Origin of the sequence: Pseudomonas sp. Z1-14, from assembly GCF_051132005.1 — a bacterium.
Classification (GTDB): domain Bacteria; phylum Pseudomonadota; class Gammaproteobacteria; order Pseudomonadales; family Pseudomonadaceae; genus Aquipseudomonas.
Genome location: NZ_CP071646.1, coordinates 2,838,295 through 2,863,379 on the forward strand (window position 1 = coordinate 2,838,295; position 25,085 = coordinate 2,863,379).

Sequence of the window (25,085 nt, forward strand, 5' to 3'; positions counted from 1 at the left end):
AGCGTGCAATGAAACTCAGAGACCGACCAGACCGGCCAACCCGCCGATGTCCGGGATCTGGTGGTAACCAAAGGCCGCGTTCGCCGGGTGCTCATGACCCCGGGCCACGAAGGCTTTGTGCTTGATCTTCATGTCATGGGCCGACATCAGGTCGTAGCGGAAGCTCGAAGACACATGCAGGACATCCTCCGGCCCGCAGCCGAGGTTATCGAGCATGTACTCGAAGGCCGCCAGACGTGGCTTGTAGGCTTGGGCCTGTTGAGCCGTGAAGACTTTATGAAAAGGTGCGCCGAGCTTGTCGACGTTGGACATGATCTGCTCGTCCATCGCATTGGAGAAAATCACCAGGGGAATCTTGTCGGCGATTTTCGACAGGCCTGCCGGTACGTCGGCATGCGGGCCCCAGGTCGGTACGGCGTCGTAATAGAGCTGGCCTTCGCCTTTGTATTCGACACCCCAACGCTTGCAGACCCGGGCCAGGGCAGTCTTGAGAATTTCATCATAGGGCCGCCAGTCGCCCATCACCTGGTCCAGCCGGTAGGCCGAGAAATCCTTGACGAACTGATCCATCTGCTCGGCTGGGACCCGATCGGCGAACAGCTCGCGCGTCATGGTCCCCATCTGAAAGTTGGTCAACGTGCCATAGCAGTCAAAGGTAATGAACTTGGGGCGAAGGAAGCTCATGAGTGCGGTCCTGAGTGATGGTTGAGGTCATGAGGGGCAAGCGGTTGCTCGTTCTTGAAGCCTGGCTGCAACGCTGCATCACGGTTTTATTACAGCATCATGAGACCGCGCATAAACGGTTAAAAGTATAGGCCGCTTGGCACAAACCACCGTTTTTCGGGGCCCGCTCAGCAGACTGTGCGGGATGCGCCAAGCCCGGGCATCTGCACCTTTTTCAGGGTGTTCGCGGCCATTTATGGTGCGCAAAGAACCAGTCGAACCGCCGCCAGCGGCAGAATCCACCCCGCCAACGAGAACGGGCGCATTCCCTGAGGATGCGCCCGTTGCTTGTGTTGCCGGTGAGATTTGTACTGGCCTCAGAACTCCGCGACTTTGCCCCAGGCTGAAGACTGGAATCGATCCGGGTGATAGGGACGCGGGTCAACCAGGGGAGGCATGTCGCTGACAATGTCGGCGATCAAGTGGCCCGCGCCAGGGCCGATGCCGAAGCCATGGCCACTGAACCCTGCCGCCAGCACCAGGCCAGGCAGGCTCGCTATTTCGCCAATGCCCGGGACGCCATCAGGCGTGCTGTCCACATAACCTGCCCAGGCAGCGGTGACTGACGAGTTTTTCAGCATCGGGATCAGGTCGACCGCGCGCTTGTAAGTCAGCTCGACAACCGATGCATCGGCTGCAGGATCGAGGATGCGCATCCGCTCCATCGGGGTTGGCTGGTCCAACCGCCAGCGGCCCAGGCCTTCATGCCCCGACTGGAAGCCTTGCAGACCACCGGGCGCCAGCTTGCGCCAGCGGCGCTGGAACATCGGCAGGAACTGCGGAGCGAACCGCAACAGCTGCGGGGTCGGGTCAACGCGCCCTCTGCCACTGATGGCCAGCGTGAAACCGCCATCAGAGCGACGGGTCATGGAGACCTCATCCGTGTGGAGTGCGTCCGGTATCTCTTCGGCGCCCTTGGAGACCGACAGTATCGTCTGGCGAATGGACGCCTGGGGAAACCGGATGCCGTACTGACGGCAGAACGAGGACGCCCATGCGCCACCGGCCAGCACCGCGAGTTTGGTTCGAATGGTGCCCTTTTCGGTAACGACCGCGGACAACCGCCCGCCTTCAGTCTCGATCCCACGCGCGGCGCAGCCCTGATGCACCGTGCCGCCCAGCTTGATGATCGCCCGCGCAACCGCCGGAGCGGCACGGGACGGGTCCGCCGTACCGTCGGTCGGCGAGAAGACCCCGCCTTTCCAGGACTTGCCGGTCACCCGACCATGTTCTGCTGCCTGTTCCGCCGTCAGCATGTGCGTTGTGACATTGACGGTACGGGCAAACTCACCCCACTTTGCCCAACCCGCCAGCTCTTTCTCGTTGTTGCTCAGATAGAGCAAGCCACACCTTCTGAATCCGGTGTCCTCGCCGGTCTCCGCGGCGAACTGTTCCCAAAGTTCGAGGCTCTTGGTCGACAGCGGCAGCTCACGAGCGTCCCGATTCTGCTGACGGCACCAACCCCAGTTTCGACTCGACTGCTCCGCCCCCACGCGCCCCTTCTCCACCAGCGCAACCTTCAGGCCGCGCTTGGCCAGGTAATAGGCCGTGAAGGTTCCGATAATGCCGCCGCCGATCACGACAACGTCAGCGTGCGTCGGCAGTTCAGAATTCGTCTCTACGGAAGTCAACGGTGCAGGCATTTTGGGATGTCCATTGAAGGGCGGTGAGCGGTGGCGTTATTACAACACCATGAAACCGTGCATAAACGGCTAAAAGTATAGGCCGCCTGGTACAAAGCACCGTTTTGCGCGACCTGTTCAGCAGACTTTGCGGGACGCTCCGAACCCGGGCGTTGCGGTCGGAAGCGTCAGAGCCTGACAGGCCATGGTTAATGGGAAGTTAGCCTGGCAGATACGGCAGATTCTCCTTTGGGCCCTTGAACAACGGCATATTTTGTCCGGGCCGCTTTGTTAGCTTATTGAGCAGACTCGACATGCCGCTCTAAAGGAACGCCTTGGATGACTACTCAATCTTCGAATCGCTACAGTGTTGATCCGCAATCGGCTCAGCGGTTTTATATCAACGGCGGTTGGTCTGCGCCGGCCAGCCCGGCCAGCCTGCCGGTGGTCAACCCGGCGACCGAAGAAGTGGTCGCCCAGGTTGCCAGCGGTTCTGCCGAGGATATCGATCGGGCGGTAGCAGCGGCGCGTGCCGCGTTTGCCGGTTGGTCTGCCACCTCCACGGCTTCGCGCGCGCTACTGCTGGGCAAGATCCATGAGCTTATCCTTGAGCGAAAAGAAGCGTTTGCCCAGGCGATCTCCCTGGAAATGGGCTCGGCCATCGCTGCTGCTCGGGCAATGCAGGTACCCCTGGCGGCCGAACACGTTCGGGTCGCGCGCGATCTGCTGTCCACTTATTGCTTCCAGACGCTCGAGGGCACGACGGCGATCCGGCGCGAACCCATAGGCGTCTGCGGTCTGATCACGCCCTGGAACTGGCCGCTTTACCAGATCACTGCAAAAGTCGCCCCGGCGCTGGCGGCCGGATGCACGGTGGTGCTCAAGCCCAGTGAGCTGTCACCGCTGAGCGCCCTGCTGTTTGCACAGGTGGTGCATGACGCGGGCCTGCCACCGGGGGTCTTCAACCTGGTGAACGGCAGCGGCCATGTGGTCGGCGCCGCGATGGCCGCACACGCTGATATCGACATGATTTCGATCACCGGCTCAAACCGCGCGGGCACGCTGGTGGCACAGGCGGCCGCCCCGACGGCGAAGCGGGTCGGCCAGGAACTGGGCGGCAAATCGCCGAATATATTGCTTCCCGATGCGGACTTTGCCAAAGCCGTCCCGGCCGGCGTGCTGGCGGCGCTGCGCAACGTCGGACAATCATGCAGCGCCCCGACCCGCATGATTGTTCCCAAGGACCGACTGGCTGAAGTCGAAGCGCTGGCGGCCGCAACCGCCAACGCGATCATCGTTGGTGATCCGCAATCGCCGGAAACGGTACTCGGCCCGATTGCCAATCAAGCCCAGTTCAATCGCGTGCAGGCGATGATCGAGACCGGCCTGCACGAAGGCGCAAAGCTGCTTTGCGGCGGCCCCGGACGCGTGCCCGGTTTTGAAAAGGGTTACTACACCCGCCCGACAGTGTTCTCCGAGGTGGATAACGCCATGCGCATCGCTCAGGAGGAAATCTTCGGGCCGGTGTTGTGCATCATTGTCTATGAAACGATCGACGAGGCGGTGGCTATTGCGAACGATACGGTCTACGGGCTGGGCGCCCACGTCCAGTCACAAGACCTTGACCTGGCGCGCGCGGTGGCTTCTCGGATCCGCGCCGGGCAAGTGCTCCTGAATTACCCCGCCTGGAATCCCATGGCGCCGTTCGGTGGTTACAAGCGATCGGGCAACGGGCGTGAGTACGGCGTCTTCGGGCTTGAGGAATACCTGGAAACCAAGGCGATCATCGGGTTCGGCTGATTGCCCTATGCCGTCGCCCGAATGGTTTCAGTACGACAGTTTATTCAAGAAAAAAAGACCCCGTGGCGAGGGAGCTTGCTCCCGCTGGGTCGCGAAGCGGCCCCAAAACCTGCCGAATGCGGAATATCGGAGTCACCTTGACCACCGATTCACGACTGCTGCGCAGCCGAGCGGGAGCAAGCTCCCTCGCCACGGGTTTGTCGATTGCCTCACAGGCGGCGGAGTGAACCTGACTCAACCCGCCTGTTCCGCCTCCAACCGCTTGAGCAACGCCTTGGCAGCCGCTTCGGATGAGGCGGGATTCTGCCCGGTGATCAGATGCCCGTCCTCGACCACATGGCTGCCCCAGTCCGCCCCTTTGGAATACTCGCCGCCCTTGGCCTTGAGCATGTCCTCCACCAGGAACGGGACCACTTGGGTCAGCCCCACCGCCTCTTCTTCGGAATTGGTGAAACCGGTGACTTTTTTACCCTTGACCACGGGCTGGCCGTCCGGGGCGTTGACGTTCTTGAATACTCCGGGCGCGTGGCAGACGGCCGCGATGGGTTTATTCGCTGCGTAAAACGCTTCGATGAGGGTCTTGGAGTCGGTGTCTTCGGCGAGATCCCAAAGGGGGCCATGACCGCCGGGATAAAACACCCCATCGAAGTCATAGGGGTCGACCTCGCCCAGCGGCAAGGTGTTGGCCAACGCCGCTTGGGCCTGGGTGTCGGCGCCAAAGCGGCGGGTTGCATCAGTCTGGGCGTCCTCTTCATCGCTCTTGGGGTCCAGCGGTGGTTGCCCGCCCTTCGGCGACGCAAGCGTGACCGTGGCCTCGGCATCGACGAACACGTAATAGGGAGCGGCGAATTCTTCCAGCCAGAAGCCGGTTTTCTTGCCGGTGTCGCCCAACTGATCGTGAGATGTAAGGACCATTAGAATCTTCATGTGAACCTATCCTCCGCGCGGTGAATGGGCGACGTGCGTGCGCCCTGTACTAGTGTCAGAGGCTGCGTTGGGGGAGACGTTCAAGCGGGTGTAGGGAACGCCATGATTTCGTCATGCCCCATTTCCGCCCTCGGCGCAGGCCAAGCCACTACCAAAGCGCAACATCGTAGGTCAGGTAGAGACGATTACTGTCACGGCCCCTGGCAAAATCCGAGCGATAGACATAGCTGCGCAGTTTCACACCCAGTCCCTTGAAAGTGCCCTGCTGCACGACATAGGCCACTTCTGCATCACGCTCCCATTCCTTCACCGCGCTGTTGGACTTGCCATCGTCACCACTGAGATAACGACTGGAAAACGTCAGGCCGGGAATGCCAAGGCGCGCGAAGTCGTAGCCGTAACCGAGCATCCAGGTCTTCTCGTCTTCCTCGATGAATTTACCGATCCCGGCATTGCTGAAGGAATAGACCGTCGCCCCGCTGATATAAGGCAAACCCCCTTGCCCGCTGAGTTTCTGGTAGCCGGCGCTGAAGGTGTGGCCCACGACGGCATAGGACAGCAGCCCGCTGAGCATGTCGTTATCGATGTTCCCGCCGTGGGCCGAGCCGGCATCGGCGCTGTTGAAATAGCGCAGATCGCTGGTGAGAACCCCGGGGCCAAGCGGCAGGTCGTGCTGGATGCCAGCGAAATTCTGTCGATAGAAGTTCTCCAGCTCGCCATAGAAGTAGCTCAGGCGCAGGGTCTTGCCCAACTGGTAGTCGGCGCCCGCGTAGCTGAAGTCGCCTGACTGATCGCCACCATAACCGTCGGGCACGATCGGCATGCTGTCGCTTGAATCGCGCAGTTTGAAACGCTGCAGATGCCCGCCAGTCAGGCTGAGATTGGCGATGTCGCTGCTGTTGATCTGGGTCCCCTGGTAGGTCTGCGGCAACAGGCGCGCGTCGTTGTAGATCAGCACCGGGTTCTTCGGCAACAGGGTGCCGTGCTTGAGGATGGTCTTGGCCACCCGGGCCTTGGCGGTCATGCCGGCGCTGGCAAACTCGTCGGCGGCGCGCCCGTCGTCATGCACCGGTAGCAGGCCCGTGCCGCTGCGCCCGCGCCCGGAATCAAGCTTGACCCCCAGCAGGCCCAGGGCATCGACGCCGAAACCGACGGTACCCGGGGTATACCCTGACTGGTAATCCAACAGGAAACCCTGGGCCCATTCGGTTCGCTCGCTCTTGGCGGTCCTCGCGGCCCGCGCGCTCATGCCATGTTCGTCGCGAAAGTTTTCGTTGAAGTAGACGTTGCGCAGTTGCAACTTCAACTTGCTGTCGTCGATGAACCCTTCGGCGCTGGCCGTGGACAGCGGCAACAGGCCGAGGATCGGAAACCAGGCCGCTCGGGTCAGGTAATTGCTCATGTCGGATTTCTCATTGTTGTTATTTCGCGCGCAGGCCAGCGCACTCCCCGTGTGAGGAGCGTCAGGCAAGCAACAAGGTTGTCGGGTGATTCAGGAGAACAGCGTCAGCGCCCCGGTCAGCAGGGCCAACGCGGTAATCACCAGGGAGGTGAGCACCGCCCATTTGAGGGTGGCTTTCTGGAAGTCGCCGAGGTCGCGGTCAACCATGCCCACCAGCAACAGGGTCGAGGCCACCAGCGGACTCATCAGGTGCACCGGCTGGCCGAGAATCGACGCCCGGGCGATTTCCACCGGATGAATGCCGTAGGCGGCAGCGGCGTTCGCCAGGATCGGCACCACACCGAAGTAGTAGGCATCATTGGACAGCACGAAGGTCAGCGGCATGCTGGTAATCGCCACCACCAGCGGGAACAGATGGCCCCAGGATGGCGGGATCCAGTCGACCAGGGTCTGCGCCAGGGCATCGACCATTTTGGTCCCGGAGAAGATCCCGGCAAAAATGCCCGCCGCGAACACCAGCAAGACCACGGTCATGGCGTTGCCCGAATGAGCGAGGATGCGCTCCTTCTGGATATCCAGCTGCGGATAGTTGATCACCAGCGCCAGGACAAAACCGATCAGGAACAGGATCGCCGAATGCATGAGCCCCATCACCAGCGCGACCATGACCGCAATCACCAACAGCAGGTTGACGTAGGCCAGCTTCGGACGCTTGTACGGCGTGTCTTCAAGAATCGCCTTGATGTAGCAGTCGCCGCCACCGCTTTGCAGCTGGATATTGCCAATGCGCTTGCGCTCGGCGCGGCCTAGCAGGAACGCGGTGAACACCACCCAGGCGGCACCGCCGATCATGGTCGGCAGCAGCGGCACGAAATACTCGCCGGCATCCAGGCCCAACGCCGCAATGGCGCGGGTCGCCGGGCCGCCCCAGGGTGTCATGCCGCTCATGATGCTCAGCGACAGCATCGAGACGGTCGCCAGGATCATCGGATTCATGCCGATGCGCTTGTACAGCGGCAGCATCGCGGCGCAGGTGATCATGTAGGTCGTCGTGCCGTCACCGTCCAGGGCCACCAGCAATGACAACAGTGCGGTGCCCACGGCGATCTTCATCGGGTCGCCATTGACGCGTTTGAGAATCTTGCGGATCAGCGGGTCGAACAGGCCGGCGTCGATCATCAGGCCGAAAAACAGAATCGCGAACAGCAGCAGCGCCGCCGACGGCGCGACCATCTTCAGGCCGTCCAGCATCATCTTGCCGGTGGTTCCGCCAAACCCGCCCAGTATCGCGAAGACGATCGGCACGATTGTCAGGGCGACGATCGGCGACAGCCGTTTGGTCATTATCAGGAAGGTAAAGACCACCACCATGGCCAAGCCAAGTAAAGCGAGCATATGTCAGATCTCTTGTTGTTATTGAGTCGCTGATGCAATGACAAAAAACGGCCTGGGCTATCCGGCCAGGCGCCGGGAAACCGTGGCGTAGACGAAACCCGAGAAGAGCCGGCGGGCGGTGCGGACCACCGACGCACGGATGGTCTCACCCTTTTCGCCGGTGTAGGACAACACCACATCAATGCCGCCGCTGGGGTGCTCGATGCGCACCCGCTGCAAGCGCGGCTCGCTGGCGCCGCCAAGCAGGTTGGCGGCGACGCTGCCGTCGGTCACGCACGCCGTCGCCAGGCCGATCGAGCCGGTAATCGCCAGCGCGCGGTGGCAGTTGTGCGGCATGAAGTAGCGCACCTGAATCGTCCCGCCGCTCTTGGCCGCGGACACCAGCACCGGCTTGGGAATGACCTTGTCGCTGACATCGCCCAGGCCCATCGCGAGCCCGGCTTTCAGTCGCAACGACTCCAGGCGTTGCAGGAAGGCCTTGTCGGCGTCCAGTTCGGCCGGACTCTCGTCGCCACGCTTGCCCAGTTGGCTGGCCTCGATGATCAACATCGGCATGGCCATGTCGATACAAGTCACCGGGACGCCGTCGATCAGGTCGAGGGGTTGCCCGGTCGGGAAGAGTTTGCCGGTCTTGCTGCCCGCGGCGTCGAGGAAGGTCAGTTGCACTGGCGCCGCCGTGCCGGGCACGCCATCGATGGCGGTGTCGCCCTCGTAGCTGACCTTGCCTTGCGGAGTCTGCACTTCGGCGTTGACGAAGGTGCCGGTGTTGAGGTTGCGGATACGCACCCGGGTCAGCTCGCCTGTCGCCTTGACCAGGCCCTGCTCGATGGCGAACGGGCCGACGGCGCAGAGCATGTTGCCGCAGTTGGGTGCGGTATCGACCCGCCGCTGGGACACCATGACCTGCACGAACAGGTAATCCACATCGGCCTCCGGATGCAGTGAAGGACTGACGATCGCCACTTTGCTGGTTTGCGGGCTGCCACCGCCGATGCCATCGATTTCCAGCTCGTGACCGGAACCCATCAGGTTGAGCAGCAACTCGTCTCGTTCGGCGATCACCGCAGGCAAATCCCAGGCGAGAAAAATCGGACCTTTGGACGTGCCGCCACGCATGAGTACACAAGGAATTCGTTGCATGACCACTAACTCTTGTTGATCAATCTGGATAATTGATGTTCTGGACACAAGAGTGGCAGGGTTTAAAAAGTGATTCCAATGCAAAGATCGGAGCCATTATTGCGTTACACAAAAGAATTAATCTACGATCCGGGGCGTGTTCACAGCCCCTCCCCAGTGAGATAAAAAATGGAATATGAACTCCAGGACATCCGATCTTTCGTGAAAATCGCCGAACTGGGGAGTTTTCATGAAGCTGCCGATGCGCTGCATCTGTCCCAGCCAGCCCTGAGCCGGCGCATGAAAAAACTTGAGGAAGGCCTGGGAACGGCCCTGCTTGATCGCACCACGCGCAAAGTCAGCCTGACCAGCGTCGGGCGGGATTTCCTGCCCAAGGCGCGACGCCTGCTGGATGATTTCGACGACTCGATCCTCAACATCCGCGAGCTGGCGGAACGGCAGATCGGCCGAGTGACCCTGGCCTGCATCCCGACGGCGGCGTTCTACTTCCTGCCCTCGGTGATCCGGCTCTACAATGAGCGCTACCCGAAAATCCGCATCCGCCTGCTGGACCTCAGCGCAAACGAAGGACTGGAGGCGGTACTGCGCGGCGAAGCCGATTTCGGCATCAACATGATGAGCGGCCAGCACCCGGACATCGAATTCGTGCCGCTGGTCAACGAACCCTTTGTATTGGCTTGCCGGCGCGACCATGAACTGGCAGGACGCAGCGCCGTGACCTGGTCGGAACTCAGCGACTATCGGTTGATCGGCGTCGGGCGCCTGAGTGGCAACCGCATGCTGCTCGATCACGCGCTGTCTGGCCTGAGCTGGCGCCCGCAGTGGTTCTACGAAGTGCAACATCTCTCCACGTCACTGGGCCTGGTCGAGGCCGGCCTCGGGGTGTCGGCGATGCCCAGCCTGGCAATGCCTGCCGGGGACCATCCGACACTGGTCAGCGTGCCGCTGATCGAGCCGGTGGTGAACCGGTCACTGGGCCTGGTTTATCGACGAGGGGCTTCGCTGTCGCCTGCCGCAGAAAAATTTGTCTCGATCCTGCTGGAGCAGTGGCCGCAGTAGAGCGCTCTTTGCCCCGCTAAATCGATGCCATACTGGCTGACCACCATCCTTGGAAGACTGCCATGCCAAACGCAATCGGACTTAACCCAGTGGCGCTCGTCAGTGGCGTTGGCAGCGAGACGGGCATCGGCATGGCGATCGCCCGCAGGCTCGGTGCCGCCGGCGCCAGGCTGATCGTTACCGCCAGCAGCGCGCGCATCGAAGCGCGCATCGAGGAACTGCGCGCCGAAGGGTTTGAAGTCGCAGGGCAGCCCCTCGACCTCACCGATGAAAACCAGGTACGCGAGTTCGGGTCGTGGGCAGAGTCCGTCTGGGGCCGGATCGACATCCTCGTGAACAACGCCGGCATGGCCATGCAGGGCAGCCCGGAGTCTTTCTCCGAGGTGGCAACCATGGACCTGGCGCTGTGGAACCTGTCGCTGGCGCGAAATGTGACCACGGCTTTCCTGCTGACCCGCGCCGTCCTGCCCGGCATGCAGTCGCGCAATTACGGACGCATCGTCAATATCAGTTCCACCACCGGCACGCGGTGCAGCAATCCTGGCGAGGCGGCCTACAGCGCCGCGAAGGCCGCCATGGTGGGCATGAGCATGGGCCTGGCGCTGGAGGTGGCCCGGCAGGGAATCACGGTGAACTGCGTCGCACCCGGCTGGATCGCCACCGGCTCGACCACCGCCGAGGAAGCCAATGCCGCGCGCTACACACCGATGCGCCGGGCCGGTCGCCCGGAGGAAGTCGCCGCACTGGTCGCCTTCCTCGCCTCTGCCGAGGCGAGCTACATCACCGGGGAAGTGATGGTGGTGGACGGCGGCAACTGCCTGGTCGAGAACAAGGCGCCGGACCGGTCACTGGACTGACCGCATGACCGGTCGGCGTCGTCATTTAGGCGCCAATAGCGCCTTTCGATCGGCCTTCTCTTGTTTCATCGCCGCGATCTCGCGCTCGCAGGCTTGCACGTCGAAGGAGTTGTCCCACTTGGCAATGGCGAGGGTGCCGATGCCATTGCCGATCAGGTTGGTCACGGCCCGTGCTTCATTGAGGAATCGGTCGATCCCGAGCAGCAACACCAACCCGACCAAGGGTATGGAATGAATCGTGGTAAGTGTCGCGGCGAGGGTCACGAAACCGGCACCGGCGACACCCGCCGAACCTTTTGATGTGAGCAGGAACACACCCAGCAGGATCATCTGGTCCATGAACGTCAGCGGCGTATTGGTGGCCTGGGCGATGAAGATCGCCGCCATCGTCAGGTAGATGCAGGTGCCATCGGCATTGAAGGTGTACCCGGTGGGCAAGACCATGCCCACGACTGATTTTTTGCAGCCGAGTTTTTCCAGCTTGACCATCATTCGCGGAAGCACCGCTTCGGTCGAGCAGGTCCCCAGCGTGATGAGGATCTCGTCCTTGAAATAACGAAGGAACTGCATCAGCGGCATCCCCGACCATCGGGCGACCGCGCCCAGCACGACGACGATGAAAATCAGCGTCGTGACATACAGAGCGACCAGCAACTGGCCCAGGGACAGCAAGGTGCCGATGCCGTATTTACCGATGGTGAATGCCATGCCGGCACCCGCGCCGATTGGCGCCAGGCGCATGACCATCGCGACTATCCTGAACAGCCCCTGCAGGAACAGATCGATGGTGTTGATCAGCGGCTTGCTGGTTTCGCCCATTTGCACCAGGGCGACGCCCATCAACACCGACAGCAGAATCACCTGGAGCATGACGCCATTGGAGAATGCGCCGACGAACGTCTGCGGGATGATATTAAGAAAGAACTCGATGGTGCCGCCCTGCTCACTCGCCGCCTGGCTGTACTTGCTGATGGAGCTGCCATCAAGGGAGTTGGCATTGATGTTCATCCCGACGCCAGGCTTCACGACGTTCACCACGACCAGGCCGACGACCAGCGCAATGGTCGAAAGGATCTCGAAGTAGATCAACGCCTTCACACCAATCCTTCCGACCTCCTTGATGCTGCCCATCTTGGCGATACCCACGACCACCGTGCCGAAGATGATCGGCGCCAACAGCATCTTGATGAGTTTGATAAAGCCATCGGCGAAGGGCTGGAGCTTGGCCCCGACATTCGGGATGAAGTAACCGATCGCTGCGCCGATCACGATGCCGATCAGTACCTGCACATACAGCTGGCTGTACCAGCGAGACTTGGAGATTTCCACGAGAGCACCTCATTTTATTTGTTGTGATGGGCATGTGGCAGGCGTCTGCGCGACGCCCGATGCCGCAGCCTCGTTGGAGGCCGCGGCGATGAGGACGATCAGCCCTCGCCCAGCTCGCGCATGACCGCGTACAGGGCGGACTTGGCTTCGAAACCGACGCCAGGAATATCCGGCAGGCCGACGTAGCTGTTTTCCACGCGGATGCCGTCAGCAAAACCGCCGAACGGCTGGAACACATCGGGGTACGATTCGTTGCCGCCCAGGTGCAGACCGGCAGCGATGTTCAGGGACATCTGATGGCCGCCGTGGGGCACCACGCGGCGCGAAGACCAACCCATCTCTTCCATGACTTTCAGGGTGCGCATGTACTCCACGAGCCCGTAGGACAGGGCGCAATCGAACTGCAGGTAATCGCGATCCGGGCGCATGCCGCCGTGCCGCAGCAGGTTGCGCGCGTCCTGGTGGGAGAACAGGTTCTCGCCGGTCGCCATCGGCAGTTCATAGTGATTGGCGAGCTCGGCCTGGAGCGCGTAGTCCAACGGATCGCCGACTTCCTCGTACCAGAAGAGGTTGTACTGCTTGATGGCTTCGGCGTACGCGATACCGGTCTCCAGATCGAAGCGGCCGTTGGCATCGACCGCCAGTCGCCGCCCGTCCCCGACCACTTCAAGCACCGCTTCGATGCGCCGGATATCTTCGTCCAGTGGCACCGCGCCGATCTTCATCTTGACCACGTCATAACCACGATCCAGATAACCCTGCATTTCTGCCTTGAGCTTGCTCTGGTCCTTGCCGGGATAGTAATAACCACCCGCCGCGTAGACCCAGACCTTGTCATCCGCCACGCCGCCGCGATAACGGTCGGCCAACAGGCGGTACAGCGGCTTGCCTTCGATCTTGGCGACAGCGTCCCACACGGCCATGTCGATGGTGCCGACGGCCACTGAACGCTCACCGTGGCCACCCGGTTTCTCGTTGGTCATCAGGGTTTTCCAGATGGCGAACGGATCCAGGTTGGCGTATTCCTTGTCGATCAGCGTTTCCGGGTCGGCCTCGGTGACTCGCGCCAGGAATCGATCACGCATCAGCGCGCCCTGGCCGTAGCGACCGTTGGAGTTGAAACCGTAACCGATCACCGGTTTGCCATCGCGAATCACATCGGTGACAACCGCCACGACCGAGCAGGTCATTTTCGAAAAATCGATATAGGCATTGGCAATCGGAGAGGCGATGGAAACAGTTTTTTCGCGGATGTCGACGATACGCATGAGGGGTTCCTCTTGTTGTGGTTGACCCCACGTTATGCTTTGCGACGAAACCCGCCCAATGCTATTAATGCCGCGCCCTATGCACAGGAGGCATTGCCCTTGGAACTCGTCTGGCTAGAAGATTTTTCAGCGCTTGCGGAGTACGGCAGCTTCGTTCGCGCCGCCGAAGCGCGCCACGTTACGCAGCCGGCTTTCAGTCGCAGGGTCCGTTCGCTGGAAAACTGGATGGGCGTGGATCTGTTTGTGCGCACGCCTCAAGGCGCGACGCTGACCGAGGCTGGAAGGCAGATTCTGCCTGGCGCCCAGGAGGCTGCGAGGCGCCTCTACAGGCTGCGCACCGAGGCCCAGGAAGTCGCCGGAGTGGCCGCCAAGACGCTGCAATTTGCAGCCACGCATTCGCTGTCGTTCACGTTTTTTCCGCGTTGGCTGAGAAGCGCCGAGAATGGCGCGCCGATAGATGCCGTGCGCCTGCACTCCGACAGCATGGCGGTGTGCGAACAGATGCTGATTCATGGCCAGGTGCAGTTCCTGCTCTGCCATCGGCACCCCGACGTACCGCCACTGTTGGCGCCTGATCAATTCAGCGGGAAAAAAGTCGGCGAGGACGTCCTCATACCCTTGGCGAGTGCCTCGGCCAATTTCGGTACCTCACCGGCGACGTTGCCCTACCTGGCCTACACCGAGGAATCGGGGCTCGGGCGTATCGTCGCTCACCGACTCCACGGCAAGGAGGAATACCTGCACCTCAAGCCGCTTTTCAGCAGCCATCTCGCCGCGGTGCTGATGTCCATGGCACTGGAAAGCAAGGGCGTCGCCTGGCTGCCCAAAAGCCTGACAGAACAGGAAATGGCTGACGGGCGCCTGGTCCGGGCCCTGGATGAAAGCTGGGATATTCCATTGGAGATTCATCTCACCCGCCCAACCGCGCCGATCAGCGCAGCGGCAGAGGAGTTCTGGAACAGGCTGAAGGGTCAGGGCGATTCAACTGCCCTGCTCTGCCACCTGTAAAACCCCACGAATCACCCCGGACTGCCATTCGAAATAAGGATTGTAAGTCAGCCGGGCGTGGATCTTCCCCGGCTCGCTGTACCCCCAGTCCGAATACCAGACCTCTTCCCCCGCTTCGCACCGGGCCACTTCGTCGGCGTTGCGGCTGTTGCGGCAGAACCGCAAGGTGCCCGAACGACCGTAGAGCGGGTTGGCTGGCGAGAAGAGGATGCCCATGTGGGAGAACTGGCTGATGCGTTCATCGGCGATGCGGTCGCTGCGCGTCAGGATGCGCTGTTGCTGCGCAGCGTCCCTGGCGCCGGTCGGCTGCGCCTGGCCATACCAGATCAACCGGCTCGCGGCATGGGTGAAGCGCCGTTGGAACAGCTCCCGCACGTAGCGCACGTCGACGACTGAATCCTGCTCGGTCAGCACGATAACCACCGGCCGATCGAAGTCTTGCTGCTCGATGAGCCGGCGAACCGCTACGCTGCTGCGGTAGAACTGGGCAAAGCCGTTGGTGGGGACATTGTGGTAGCGCACGGGCGACTGCTGCGGCCGGGAGTTGTCGGGCGCAAGGATCCAGGTCTTGAAATGCGCCAGCCAGGGCGTGGCCCAGTCGTAGGACTCGCTCGAGCGAAAGGCCGGGGAAAACAGCACCAGGCCCTTGATGTCCGGGTCCCTGGCGGCATAGGCCAGCGCCAGATTGGCACCGGTCGAGAAGCCGCCCAGGTAGACGTTCGCGAACTCCTTGTGCAGCAACGCAACCTGCTGCTCGACCAACTGTTGCCACTGTTCCAGTTGCACATCGATCAGGTCGGCCGGCTTGGTGCCATGCCCGGGCAGCAATGCGACGCGCACCACATAGCCTTGGGCGGCCAGATCCCGGGCGATATCGACGAAGGACCAGGGTGAATCCCCCAAGCCATGCAGCAAGAGAATGGCCTTGGTGGAAGGAACATCGGGGCGCACTTCATAAGGTGCGTTCCAGTCCAGCTCATCGGCGCGATTTTCGGTCTGGAACAGGCGCTTTTCCTCGATCCAGGCGCGGGATGCCTGGGCATACGCCTGGAAATTTTCAGCTTCGGTCATGGCATCGGCCGCGCTGGGTTGCCGCGCGCAGCCAGCCGCCATTGCAATGCATGCCAAGGTCGCGGCGACTCCCAGCATGAGCCGGCGCCAAGGCGACGGCACATTCCTGATCTTTGCTGACACTATCAATTGATCACTCCAGCAGCTTCGCTGCGAGAAACGTTACCGGTGCGTTTGTACAACCACTGCGCCCCATCGTCCACATAGGAAAACACCACGGGTATGACCAGCAGGCTCAACAGCGTTGACGTGACAAGCCCGCCAATCAGGACGATGGCCATCGGTGCGCGAAAGCTCGGGTCGGCCCCCAGACCCAGGGCGATTGGCATCATGCCTGCGCCCATCGCGATTGTCGTCATGACAATCGGCCGAGCGCGCTTGCCGCAGGCGTCGAGGATCGCTTCCTGGCGGCTCAGGCCGTCGCGTCGACGCGCGAGGATGATGTAGTCGACCAGCAGGATCGAATTTTTCGTCGCGATACCCATCAGCATGATCAGGCCGATCATCGAGGGCATGGACAATGTCGAGCCGGTCACGAACAGCGCCACGAAGGCCCCAGGCACCGAGAGCACCAGGGCGGCAAGGATCGTCAGCGGTTGCAGGAAATCCTTGAGCAACAGCACCAAGACCATGTAGATGCATAACACTCCGGTCAACATCGCCACGCCGAATCCGGAAGCCAGTTCGCCCATGGCCTCGGCATCGCCTACCGAGGTTCGCACCAGGCCTGGCGGCAGGTTCTGCAAGCCTGGCAAGGCCAGAACAGCCTGCTCGATGTCGCCCAGCGGTTGGCCGTTCGTCTCGATCTCGATGTTGACATTGCGCATCCGGTCGAACCGTTCGATTTGCGCCGGGCCACTGGTGATCTCCAGCGTCGCCACGTTTTCCAGCGCTACCGGACCACGCGCGCCGGGCACCGGCAGACGTTTCAGCGTCTCGAAGTCCGCGCGGGCGGTGTCGCTCAGCCGCACAACGATAGGCACCTGGCGGTCGCTGAAATTGAGCTTGGCAAGCTCCTGGTCGTAATCTCCCAGGGTGGCCACGCGGAGCGTGTCGGCAATCGCGCTCGCGGTCACGCCCAGGTCGGCGGCCCTGGCGAAGTCCGGCCGAACCACCAGTTCAGGGCGCATCAGGCTGGCGGTCGAGATCACCGCCCCCACGCCCGGCACGCTACGCAGCTCTCGTTCCACCTGCTGCGCATGCCGGGTGAGCAAGCTAGCGTCCTCACCCGCGAGCACCAGCACGTAGCTTTCCGACTCTCCCATACCGACCTTGATACGCGCGCCAGGCAACACGGCGAGCGCTTCGCGCAGTTGGTTTTCGAGCTGCTGCCGGGTCAGTCCGGGACGCTCGTTGCGGTGCGTCAGGTTAAGCGTCAGCACCGCCGTGCGGACATTCGCGACATCACTGCCGGCCGGTTCGATCAGGTCCGCGCCGGCGCTGCCATCCCCCACCGCGGTGTAGACCTTTTTGACCTGCTGATTTTGCGTGACTATCTGCCGCGCTTGCTCAGCCAACGCCAGCGTGTCGCCCAGTTTGCTGCCGGGCGCAAGCGTGAGGGTGACCTGGGTCTGCCAGTCTTCATCCGGCGGAATGAAGGTGCCCGGCAACACGGCCGCGAGCATCAGTCCCCCGGCGAAAAAAGCCACGGCGCCGAGTGTGGTCACCGCGCGATGGCGCAAGCACCAGCGCGCCCAGGACAGGTAGCGGTTTATCCACCCGGGCGCATCGTGGGCCGGCCTTTTCGGCGCGCGCATCAGGTAGGCCGCCATCATAGGCGTCAGCAAGCGGGCGACGACGAGGGAGAAAAACACTGCGGTTGCCGCCGTCCAGCCAAACTGGACGAAGAACTTGCCGACCGTACCGCTCATGAAAGCCGTGGGCAGGAACACCGCGATCAGCGTCAATGCCGTGGCGACCACCGCCAGGCCGATTTCATCGGAGGCATCCATGGCGGCTTGATAAGGTTTCTTGCCCATCTGCAAATGGCGCCCGATGTTCTCGACCTCGACGATGGCGTCGTCCACCAGCACGCCGATGACCAGCGACAGCGACAATAGCGTCACGGTGTTGAGGGTGAACCCCATCCAGTGCATCACGGCGAACGTCGGTATCGCCGACAGCGGCAACGCGACGGCGGAAACGAAGGTCGCGCGCCAATCCGGCAGAAACAGGAACACCACCAGCACCGCGAGCGCCGCGCCTTCATAAAGCAGGTGCATGGAGCCCTGGTAATTTTCGATCACTGGGTCGACGAAGTTGAAAGCCTGGGTGACGGTGATTTCGGGGTGACGGGTCTTGAGCAACTCCAGGGCGGCGCGTACGCCTTCATCCACCTCGATTTCGCCGGCCCCTCTGGCCCGGGTGATTTCAAAGCCGACCACTGGCTTACCGTCGAGGAACGCCGCCGAGCGGGGTTCGCCGACGGTATCGGAGACCGTGGCCAGCTGGTCGAGCCGGACACGCCGGCCGTCGCTCAAGGTCACGTCAAGCAAGACGATTTCCGCGGCCGACTGCACCGTGGCGAGGGTGCGCACCGTCTGCTCGGCGCCGCCGAGGTCCACACGTCCGCCCGATGCCTCTTGCTGGATCAGGCGCAGCTGGCGGGAGACGTCCAGGGCCGAGGTGTTCAGCGCCAGCAGACGCGCGGGATCAAGGTCGATGCGAATTTCCCGGGCCACCCCACCGACCCGAGTGACGGCCCCCACGCCAGGCACCGCCAGCAAGGCCTTGCTGACGTTGTTGTCGACAAACCAGGACAGCGCTTCGTCGTCCATCCGCTTGGCCGAAACCGTGTAGGTCAGGATCGGCGAACCGGCGAGTTCGATCTTGCGGACCACCGGGTCGCGCAAGTCGGCGGGCAAGTCGGCCCGGACCCGTGACACCGCATCACGCACGTCATCCAGCGCTTCCTGGGTGGGCTTGTCGAGGTGGAACTCGATCGAGATAGCGGCGTTGCCGTCGGTCAGGATGCTCTGGATATGCTTGACGCCCTGCACAGTTGCGAGCGAATCCTCGAGCTTGCGGGCCACGTCATTTTCCAGTTGCGCGGGCGAAGCCCCGGGCAGCTCGGCCGACACGCTGACCATGGGCAGATCAACGTCAGGGAAGTTCTGCACCTTCATCTTCCAGAAGCCCATCAAGCCGGCGAAGGTCAGCAGGATGAACAACAGGACCGAAGGCGTCGGATTGCGGATCGACCAGGACGACAAGTTGAGGCTCATTGCGCACTCCCAGGTGCTGGGTGGTTGTTCATTGGGTCGGTGCGCGCCTGGACAACCCGGACGAGGTCACCCTCGGCAAGAAAACCGCCTCCGGTTTCGACCACTGCGGCGCCAGCGTCGATACCCGCGGTTATCTCGATACGGTCGCCAACGCGGCGGCCGACCGTCACCTTGACCTGGCTCACCTTCAAGTGCGGTCCTACCTGCAGCACGTAATTAAAACCGTCACGCTGCAGCACGGCGCTTTGGGGCAGCGTCATCATCCGTTCGGCGGCCACTTCGAACTCGCCCCGGGCAAACATTCCGGCACGCGCCGCCGTGCCCGTGGGCAAATCGACATAGACCAGGCCGTTACGAGTCTGCAGGTCGACCGTCGGCGCAACCCTGCGCACCCGGCCCTCTATCGCCCCGCCATTGACCGGAGTTACCTGCGCGAGCTGGCCGGGGCTGAACTTGACAAGGTCGGGGGCCGCGACTTCGGCGCGCCATTCGAGCCGTCCGTTGCGAATCAAGCGAAACAGCTCCTGGCCAGCGGGCAGTACCGCGCCCACCGTGGCACTGCGCGCCGAAATCACCCCGTCGTCGGGGGCCAGGACCTGGGTCTGGGCCAGACGCAGGTGCTGGATACGCTCCAGCGCCCTGCCCGCCTCCAGTCGCGCCTGAGCCGTGCGTTCGGCCGTCAGCTGTTGGTGAACCTCCTGCTTCGATAGCGCCCCACTCGACTGCAATTGACGGGCGCGCTGCGCATTGGCTCGCGCCTCGGCAAGCGTCGCTTGCGCTTCGGCGGTGGCGGCGCGACGCTCGGCGAGTTCAGCGGCCATCGTCTCGGCGCTGAACGTGGCAAGTACCTGGCCACGCCGGACCACATCGCCGACGTTGACCATGACCTCGGCCAACCGCAGGCCATCGGCCTCGGTGCCGACGCTGGCTTCCTGCCAGGCGACAATGTTGCCGTTCGCCTGGATGCGGATCGGCAGCATGGACGATCGCAGTCGGGTAACGGCCACCGTCAGTGCCGGCCTGGCGGGCACGTCGACCTTGGCCTGGCGAGGGCCGGGCGAAACAGCGATCATCCCGACGGCGATGGCGCAGGCCATGGTCACGACAAACAGCACGACATGCCGTGTTTTTCTTTTCATAGGGTTCGTATTCCTGCGCAAGAAGCCGCGTTGCTTGAGGCGGCAACTATCCGCCAGGAAACCTTGCGCAAGTCTTACCGGCAAAAAGGCGCTTACCCGGGCCGAACCGTAAGTGTTCAGTAAGAAGAAGTTCTCAACGATAGGGACGCTTTCATCCCATTGATCCGGAGACTTCCATGCCCCTGTCCATTTCGAAAACTGCAATTGCGATCCGGTTGACCACCGCCGGCACGGCGCTCGTGCTGGGCGTGTGCGCGTCGATGGCGGCCAGTGCCGACCAGCCTGAAGGCTCCGCCTGGGGGCTTGGCGTGGGTGCGGTCAGCAGCCAACAGCCGTACGAAGGCATCGACCGTGACAGCGAGGTCCTGCCGCTGATCTATTTCGAGAATGAATACCTTCGTGTCTTCGGCCCCACCGCCGAAATCAAGCTGCCGGGCCTGGAGATCAGCGACACCCAGCAGCTCGATTTCAGCCTCGTCGGCGAATACGATTTCAGTGGCTACGATGACGACGACGCGCGAATCCTGGAGGGCATGAGCGATCGCAAGGGCGGATTCTGGGCGGGCGCCAAGGTCGAATGGCGCAATGACCTGGCCGATGTCAGCGCCGAGTGGCTGGGCGATGTTTCGGGCAACAGCAAGGGCCAGCGTTTCACCCTGGGCCTGGAGCGATCCTGGCGGATCGGCGAACACATCATGCTGACGCCACGGCTGGCGGCCATCTGGCAGGACGAAAAATACATCGATTACTACTTTGGCGTTCGGGAAAATGAAGCTCGCATCGATCGGGCGGCCTATGATGGCAAGTCCGGCATCAACACCGAATTTGGCGTACGTGGAAACTATATGTTCGATGACCATCACTCCGTGTTCCTGGACCTCAAGGCGACGAGCCTTGCCAATGAAATCAAGGACAGCCCGCTGGTCGACCAGTCCACCGAGAACAGCGTGCTGTTCGGCTACCTGTACCGTTTCTGATGAGCCGCATTCTGCTGGTCGAGGACCACGAACGCCTCGCGCAACTGGTGTGCAAAGGCCTGGCGAGCGCCGGCATCGCTGTCGATGTCATCAGCCGCATCGACGCGGCGTGGGCGGCAATCCAGCAAGTGCCTTACCAGGCGCTGGTGCTTGATCGCGGCCTGCCGGACGGCGATGGGCTGCTGTTGCTGGCGCGTTTGCGTAATGCCGGGCTGGGCCTGCCGTGCCTGGTCCTGACCGCGCGTGACGCGCTGCATGACCGGATCGAAGGCCTCGACGCTGGGGCGGATGACTACCTGCCCAAACCGTTCGCCATGGACGAAATGGTCGCGCGCGTGCGAGCCCTGCTGCGTCGCCCCGCAGAGCGGCGGTCGTTGGCGCCTTCCCATGGCGACCTCAGTGTGCAGCCCGACACAGGCCTCATGTGCAGCGTCGAAGGTAGCATTCCGCTAGCGCCGGCGGAGATGCAGATCATGTTGTTGCTGCTGCGCAAACCAGGCGAAATCGTCCGGCGCAGCGCCATCGAGGCGGCGGCATGGGGCCTGAGTGAAGCCGTGACGCCGAACGCCCTGGACGTGGCCCTGCATCGGATTCGCCGCAAGCTGCTGGCGATCGGTTCCCACCAACGGATAGTCAACCTCAGAGGCCTGGGTTATGCCCTTCGGCAAGACGATCTGGCGCAATAGCATCAGCTTCAAGGTACTGGTCGCCTACGTCGCGGGCGTGGGCTTGAGCATCCTGCTGATTGCACTGGGCGCGTTCGCGCTCATCACGTCCAAGAGCGATATCCTGCTGACCACCGACGTCGCCGAGCGCACCCATGAGCTGGCCGGCAAGCTGCAGTTCGACGCGGCGGGCCGACCCACCGGGTTCGACAACAGCGAGGGCGATCGCGTCTGGACCTTCAACAGCCTGGGCGAGGAAATCGGCTATCGGGTGCTGGATTCAGAGGCAAACGTCCTCCTGGCTTCCACTGACGAGGCATTCTGGGCTTCGGCCGCAACGGTTCGCCCCGCGGAACAGGGGCGCTTCAAGTTCGAGCGCAAAGGCATCACCATGTACGCCGCGACCGCTCCGGTGGAGCAGGTCGACCACACCTTGTACCTGCAATTCGCCGTCAGCGAACGCCTGATGGACCTGCTGCACAAGGGCTTTGCCTGGCCTTTCATGGGCGCCGGGATCGTCCTGTTCAGCCTGGTGCTGCTCTTCGTCTTTGGCACCTGCGCCTATTTCACGCTGGGCTACACGCTCAAACCGCTACGCGAGGTCTCGGAGTCGGCGGCGGCCATCTCCCCTCGCTCCCTGCACTCACGGCTGGATGTCAAAACCGTGCCGTCCGAGGTAGCGCCGCTGGTGACCAGCTTCAACAGCGCGCTTGAGCGCCTGGAACACGGCTACCGGGTCCAGCAGGAATTTCTCGCAACCGCCGCGCACGAACTGAAGACGCCGCTGGCGCTGATCCGCGCACAGCTCGAACTGATGGCGCCAGACAAGGGCCGCGACTCGCTGCTCAACGATGCCGAGCACATGACGCGGCAGGTCCAGCAACTGTTGCTGCTGGCCGAGACCAGCGAGGCGCATAACTACAGCTTCGCCGCCGTGGATGTCATGGAGGTTGCGCGGCAAGCGGCAGGTTATCTGCAACGCATGGCCGACGCGGCCGATGTGCGCCTCGTCCTGACTGGCCCGACGGCTGTGGCAGAGCCTTGGCAGGCCGACCGCAGCGCCCTGTTTACCCTGCTGAAAAACCTCCTGGAAAATGCCATCCAGCATGCGCCTCGTGGTACCCAGGTGTTGCTGGAGCTCGGCGCCGATACGCTGGCTGTGCGCGATTGGGGTCCGGGCGTGACGCAGGAGCAAATGGTGCAGATATTCACCCGTTTCTGGCGCGGGGCTCATCGCCGCGATCATGGCGCCGGGCTGGGCCTGACGATCTGCCAGGAGATTGCCCGAGCGCACGGGTGGAGCTTGATTGCACAAAGAGCGGAGCCCGGGTTGTCGTTTTGTTTGTCTCGCTGAACCGTGAAATCTGCGTCTGTCGAGGATCCAGTGTGGGAGCGAGCTTGCTCGCGAAGGCGGTGTATCAGTCGAGGCAAATGTTGAATCTACTGGCCCCTTCGCGAGCAAGCTCGCTCCCACAAGGATCCATGTGAACCCTGAAACCTGCGCCTGCCGAGGATCCAGTGTGGGAGCGAGCTTGCTCGCGAAGGCGGTGTATCAGTCGAGGAAAATGTTGAATCTACTGCCCCCTTCGCGAGCAGGCTCGCTCCCACAAGGATCCATGTGAACCCTGAGATCTGCGGCTATCGGGGATCCAATGTGGGAGCGAGCTTGCTCGCGATGGCGGTGTGTCTGCCGATGAAGAGGCTGAATGGACGGGCCCCTTCGCGAGCAAGCTCGCTCCCACAGGGATCCATGTGAACCCTGAAATCTGCGGCTGTGGAATGCCGGGATAGCCGCCGATCAATAATCCCAGGAGCCCGCCACCCAACGAAACGCGTCCCCGTCCACCGCCACGCGTCCCACGGAGGGAAACGACAGGTGGGTGGCGACGAACCATTCGCCGCTCGCGGCGGCCTCTTGCAGCAAACGTACGCGAACGCGTACGGCTTCTTCCGGGTCGTGCTCGAAGCCGTTTTGCCAGTCGGGATGGTCGAAGGCCACCGGAAACAGGGCATCGCCGGCAAACGTCAGCTTTTCGTTGCCGGATGTCACGTAAACCACGCTGTGCCCCGGAGTGTGGCCGCCGGTGCGCTTGACCACGACGCCCGGCGCGACTTCGTGCTCCTGTTCAAAGGTCTGCAGTCTGTCGCGGTAGACGTCCATGAACCGCCGGGCCGTTGTCCGCAGCACGTCCGGGACCGGCGCGGGCATGTCGGTGCGCGAGAAATCCGGCGCCGCCCAGAACGCGACTTCGGTCGCGCAGACGTGGATCCGCACGTCGGGACTCAAGCGGTTTTTCACATCCTCGACAAGCAGTCCGCCGATGTGATCCATGTGCATGTGGGTGATCACCACATCGGTGATGGACGACAGCTCGATCCCGGCAGCCTCCAATCGACGGGGGAACTGCCCGGCACGCGGGAAACCGGGGAACTGCCCGCCCAGTCCGGCATCGACCAGCAACGTCTGCTCGCCGCTGCGCACCACCAGCACATTCAACGCCCAATCGAACGCATCCGGGCCGAGGTACATATCCTTGAACCAGGCGGCACGGGCGGCCGGGTCGGCATTGGTCGACATGGTCGAGGTCGGCAGCGGCAGCACGCCATCGCTGACCACCAGCACATCGATGTCGCCGACCTTGAGCGCATAGCGCGAAGGCACCAGCTCCTCGGTGGCTGACTGACTCGGGTTTTTCGGGTCTTTCTGCGCAGTCTGTTGCAGAACCATAGTCATGCTCGCTCTCCTGTTTTCGATGAGGCGATCGCGCTGTTCAATACGAAACAGCTGATCACCTGGAGAACGAGTGTGCATCGCGGCGCAGCGCGCTCGATACCATACGGGGGTATGGCCGGCATACATCTTGGCGTGGGCATTTCAAACGAAAGGACGGTGGATTTGCAAGATTGGGCAATCATCGGACCGGATCGTGCAAGCTTTCCCCGCTGATGCTTTCTATAGTAATCGGTGCCAAACCATCTGGAGCTGGTCCGACTATGAGCGCCCTTAATATCAATGGCCGTGAACACACGGTTGACGTAGATCCCGGCACCCCGATTCTCTGGGCCCTGCGCGACACGCTGGGCATGACCGGCACCAAGTTTGGCTGCGGCGCAGCCCTGTGTGGCGCCTGTACCGTCCACCTGGATGGCCAGGCCATTCGCTCCTGCGTGACGCCCGTTGCCGCAGCGCTTGGCAAGAAGATCACCACCATCGAGGCGGCCACCGACGGCAGCGACCCGGTGGGCAGTGCCGTGCATGACGCCTGGGTCAAACATGACGTGGCGCAATGCGGTTACTGCCAGAGCGGCCAGATCATGAGCGCCACGGCGTTCCTCAAGGCGCAGCCCAAGGGCAAGCAACCCACGCCAGCCGAGATCGACTCGGCCATGGCCGGCAATATCTGCCGCTGCGGCACCTACGCCCGCATTCGCGCCGCGGTGGCCGATGCCGCCAAGACCCTCGCCTGACAGGAGCTTGC

At 62.4% G+C, this 25,085-nt stretch carries 20 protein-coding genes; 8 read left to right on the top strand and 12 right to left on the bottom strand.

The features are described from left to right. Window positions 1-15: 15 nt before the first annotated feature. Both J3P89_RS12875 and J3P89_RS12880 read right to left on the bottom strand, forming a co-directional pair. Entirely contained in the window at window positions 16-684 is a 669-nt protein-coding gene (locus J3P89_RS12875) for a haloacid dehalogenase type II (RefSeq protein ID WP_434697767.1), read from the bottom strand. 356 nt (window positions 685-1,040) lie between these two features. Next, window positions 1,041-2,366, bottom strand: a complete 1,326-nt coding sequence (locus J3P89_RS12880; protein WP_434697768.1) for an NAD(P)/FAD-dependent oxidoreductase — start codon at window positions 2,364-2,366, stop codon at window positions 1,041-1,043. Between the two features lie 318 nt (window positions 2,367-2,684). Between J3P89_RS12880 and J3P89_RS12885 the strand changes: the two genes are divergently transcribed. Next, on the top strand, window positions 2,685-4,145 hold the full coding sequence (locus J3P89_RS12885; protein ID WP_434697769.1) for an aldehyde dehydrogenase family protein: 1,461 nt from the start codon (window positions 2,685-2,687) through the stop codon (window positions 4,143-4,145). Between the two features lie 234 nt (window positions 4,146-4,379). On the opposite strand, the gene J3P89_RS12890 is transcribed toward J3P89_RS12885, so the two are convergent. The 4 genes from J3P89_RS12890 to J3P89_RS12905 all read right to left on the bottom strand — a co-directional run bounded on the left by J3P89_RS12890 (window position 4,380) and on the right by J3P89_RS12905 (window position 9,009). Further along, window positions 4,380-5,072 carry a type 1 glutamine amidotransferase domain-containing protein gene (locus J3P89_RS12890; RefSeq protein WP_434697770.1) on the bottom strand — a complete coding sequence of 231 codons (693 nt, stop codon included), beginning with the start codon at window positions 5,070-5,072 and terminating at the stop codon, window positions 4,380-4,382. A gap of 148 nt (window positions 5,073-5,220) precedes the next feature. Continuing rightward, entirely contained in the window at window positions 5,221-6,474 is a 1,254-nt protein-coding gene (locus tag J3P89_RS12895; RefSeq protein ID WP_434697771.1) for an OprD family porin, read from the bottom strand. Window positions 6,475-6,564: 90 nt separating this feature from the next. Next, complete coding sequence (locus tag J3P89_RS12900) at window positions 6,565-7,869, bottom strand: CitMHS family transporter (protein ID WP_434697772.1); 1,305 nt, start codon at window positions 7,867-7,869, stop codon at window positions 6,565-6,567. A 57-nt stretch (window positions 7,870-7,926) separates the two neighbouring features. Beyond that, window positions 7,927-9,009, bottom strand: coding sequence for a 4-oxalomesaconate tautomerase (locus tag J3P89_RS12905; RefSeq protein ID WP_434697773.1), 1,083 nt, complete (start codon window positions 9,007-9,009; stop codon window positions 7,927-7,929). A gap of 168 nt (window positions 9,010-9,177) precedes the next feature. Between J3P89_RS12905 and J3P89_RS12910 the strand changes: the two genes are divergently transcribed. Beyond that, on the top strand, window positions 9,178-10,068 hold the full coding sequence (locus J3P89_RS12910) for a LysR family transcriptional regulator (RefSeq protein ID WP_024777250.1): 891 nt from the start codon (window positions 9,178-9,180) through the stop codon (window positions 10,066-10,068). 62 nt (window positions 10,069-10,130) lie between these two features. Next, window positions 10,131-10,925 (top strand): SDR family NAD(P)-dependent oxidoreductase, encoded by a 795-nt coding sequence (locus J3P89_RS12915; RefSeq protein WP_434697774.1) that lies wholly within the window; start codon window positions 10,131-10,133, stop codon window positions 10,923-10,925. Between the two features lie 21 nt (window positions 10,926-10,946). On the opposite strand, the gene dctA is transcribed toward J3P89_RS12915, so the two are convergent. Both dctA and J3P89_RS12925 read right to left on the bottom strand, forming a co-directional pair. Next, a complete protein-coding gene (gene dctA / locus J3P89_RS12920) occupies window positions 10,947-12,254 on the bottom strand; it encodes a C4-dicarboxylate transporter DctA (protein WP_434697775.1) in 1,308 nt (435 codons plus the stop codon). A 98-nt stretch (window positions 12,255-12,352) separates the two neighbouring features. Then, on the bottom strand, window positions 12,353-13,522 hold the full coding sequence (locus J3P89_RS12925; protein ID WP_434604925.1) for a mandelate racemase/muconate lactonizing enzyme family protein: 1,170 nt from the start codon (window positions 13,520-13,522) through the stop codon (window positions 12,353-12,355). Window positions 13,523-13,621: 99 nt separating this feature from the next. Between J3P89_RS12925 and J3P89_RS12930 the strand changes: the two genes are divergently transcribed. Continuing rightward, complete coding sequence (locus J3P89_RS12930) at window positions 13,622-14,530, top strand: LysR family transcriptional regulator (RefSeq protein ID WP_434623768.1); 909 nt, start codon at window positions 13,622-13,624, stop codon at window positions 14,528-14,530. On the opposite strand, the gene J3P89_RS12935 is transcribed toward J3P89_RS12930, so the two are convergent. The 3 genes from J3P89_RS12935 to J3P89_RS12945 form a co-directional block, all read right to left on the bottom strand. Next, window positions 14,504-15,601 carry an alpha/beta hydrolase gene (locus J3P89_RS12935; RefSeq protein ID WP_434697776.1) on the bottom strand — a complete coding sequence of 366 codons (1,098 nt, stop codon included), beginning with the start codon at window positions 15,599-15,601 and terminating at the stop codon, window positions 14,504-14,506. The two genes, J3P89_RS12930 and J3P89_RS12935, sit on opposite strands and share 27 nt — an antisense overlap. Window positions 15,602-15,726: 125 nt before the next feature. Further along, window positions 15,727-18,825, bottom strand: coding sequence for an efflux RND transporter permease subunit (locus J3P89_RS12940; protein ID WP_434697777.1), 3,099 nt, complete (start codon window positions 18,823-18,825; stop codon window positions 15,727-15,729). Continuing rightward, window positions 18,822-19,964: an efflux RND transporter periplasmic adaptor subunit gene (locus J3P89_RS12945; RefSeq protein ID WP_434697778.1), complete on the bottom strand. Its 1,143-nt coding sequence runs from the start codon at window positions 19,962-19,964 to the stop codon at window positions 18,822-18,824. The genes J3P89_RS12940 and J3P89_RS12945 overlap by 4 nt, the downstream gene beginning before the upstream one ends. 176 nt (window positions 19,965-20,140) lie before the next feature. On the opposite strand from J3P89_RS12945, the gene J3P89_RS12950 reads away from it, so the two are divergent. From J3P89_RS12950 to J3P89_RS12960, 3 genes are read left to right on the top strand one after another with little or no spacing between them, the layout of a single operon-like run. Further along, window positions 20,141-20,941: a MipA/OmpV family protein gene (locus tag J3P89_RS12950; RefSeq protein ID WP_434697779.1), complete on the top strand. Its 801-nt coding sequence runs from the start codon at window positions 20,141-20,143 to the stop codon at window positions 20,939-20,941. Beyond that, window positions 20,941-21,627, top strand: a complete 687-nt coding sequence (locus J3P89_RS12955) for a response regulator transcription factor (protein ID WP_434568519.1) — start codon at window positions 20,941-20,943, stop codon at window positions 21,625-21,627. Before J3P89_RS12950 ends, J3P89_RS12955 begins: the two co-directional genes overlap by 1 nt. Continuing rightward, window positions 21,596-22,960 carry a sensor histidine kinase gene (locus tag J3P89_RS12960; RefSeq protein WP_434697780.1) on the top strand — a complete coding sequence of 455 codons (1,365 nt, stop codon included), beginning with the start codon at window positions 21,596-21,598 and terminating at the stop codon, window positions 22,958-22,960. The genes J3P89_RS12955 and J3P89_RS12960 overlap by 32 nt, the downstream gene beginning before the upstream one ends. 444 nt (window positions 22,961-23,404) lie before the next feature. Here the strand turns inward: J3P89_RS12960 and J3P89_RS12965 are convergent, their stop codons facing one another. Beyond that, window positions 23,405-24,340 (bottom strand): MBL fold metallo-hydrolase, encoded by a 936-nt coding sequence (locus J3P89_RS12965; protein WP_434697781.1) that lies wholly within the window; start codon window positions 24,338-24,340, stop codon window positions 23,405-23,407. 260 nt (window positions 24,341-24,600) lie between these two features. Here J3P89_RS12965 and J3P89_RS12970 point away from each other — a divergent pair, with 260 nt between their 5' ends. Then, window positions 24,601-25,074, top strand: a complete 474-nt coding sequence (locus J3P89_RS12970) for a (2Fe-2S)-binding protein (protein WP_305494711.1) — start codon at window positions 24,601-24,603, stop codon at window positions 25,072-25,074. The last annotated feature ends 11 nt before the right edge of the window (window positions 25,075-25,085 follow it).

Excerpts from the sequence above, each read along its gene's own strand:
- J3P89_RS12890 (WP_434697770.1), bottom strand. The coding sequence starts at position 5,072 with ATGAAGATTCTAATGGTCCTTACATCTCACGATCAGTTGGGCGACACC.
- J3P89_RS12955 (WP_434568519.1), top strand. The coding sequence starts at position 20,941 with ATGAGCCGCATTCTGCTGGTCGAGGACCACGAACGCCTCGCGCAACTG.
- J3P89_RS12880 (WP_434697768.1), bottom strand. The coding sequence starts at position 2,366 with ATGCCTGCACCGTTGACTTCCGTAGAGACGAATTCTGAACTGCCGACG.
- J3P89_RS12960 (WP_434697780.1), top strand. The coding sequence starts at position 21,596 with ATGCCCTTCGGCAAGACGATCTGGCGCAATAGCATCAGCTTCAAGGTA.
- J3P89_RS12965 (WP_434697781.1), bottom strand. The coding sequence starts at position 24,340 with ATGACTATGGTTCTGCAACAGACTGCGCAGAAAGACCCGAAAAACCCG.
- J3P89_RS12935 (WP_434697776.1), bottom strand. The coding sequence starts at position 15,601 with ATGACCGAAGCTGAAAATTTCCAGGCGTATGCCCAGGCATCCCGCGCC.
- J3P89_RS12950 (WP_434697779.1), top strand. The coding sequence starts at position 20,141 with ATGCCCCTGTCCATTTCGAAAACTGCAATTGCGATCCGGTTGACCACC.
- J3P89_RS12970 (WP_305494711.1), top strand. The coding sequence starts at position 24,601 with ATGAGCGCCCTTAATATCAATGGCCGTGAACACACGGTTGACGTAGAT.
- J3P89_RS12940 (WP_434697777.1), bottom strand. The coding sequence starts at position 18,825 with ATGAGCCTCAACTTGTCGTCCTGGTCGATCCGCAATCCGACGCCTTCG.
- J3P89_RS12875 (WP_434697767.1), bottom strand. The coding sequence starts at position 684 with ATGAGCTTCCTTCGCCCCAAGTTCATTACCTTTGACTGCTATGGCACG.
- J3P89_RS12895 (WP_434697771.1), bottom strand. The coding sequence starts at position 6,474 with ATGAGCAATTACCTGACCCGAGCGGCCTGGTTTCCGATCCTCGGCCTG.
- J3P89_RS12900 (WP_434697772.1), bottom strand. The coding sequence starts at position 7,869 with ATGCTCGCTTTACTTGGCTTGGCCATGGTGGTGGTCTTTACCTTCCTG.
- J3P89_RS12915 (WP_434697774.1), top strand. The coding sequence starts at position 10,131 with ATGCCAAACGCAATCGGACTTAACCCAGTGGCGCTCGTCAGTGGCGTT.
- J3P89_RS12905 (WP_434697773.1), bottom strand. The coding sequence starts at position 9,009 with ATGCAACGAATTCCTTGTGTACTCATGCGTGGCGGCACGTCCAAAGGT.
- J3P89_RS12885 (WP_434697769.1), top strand. The coding sequence starts at position 2,685 with ATGACTACTCAATCTTCGAATCGCTACAGTGTTGATCCGCAATCGGCT.
- J3P89_RS12945 (WP_434697778.1), bottom strand. The coding sequence starts at position 19,964 with ATGAAAAGAAAAACACGGCATGTCGTGCTGTTTGTCGTGACCATGGCC.
- J3P89_RS12910 (WP_024777250.1), top strand. The coding sequence starts at position 9,178 with ATGGAATATGAACTCCAGGACATCCGATCTTTCGTGAAAATCGCCGAA.
- J3P89_RS12925 (WP_434604925.1), bottom strand. The coding sequence starts at position 13,522 with ATGCGTATCGTCGACATCCGCGAAAAAACTGTTTCCATCGCCTCTCCG.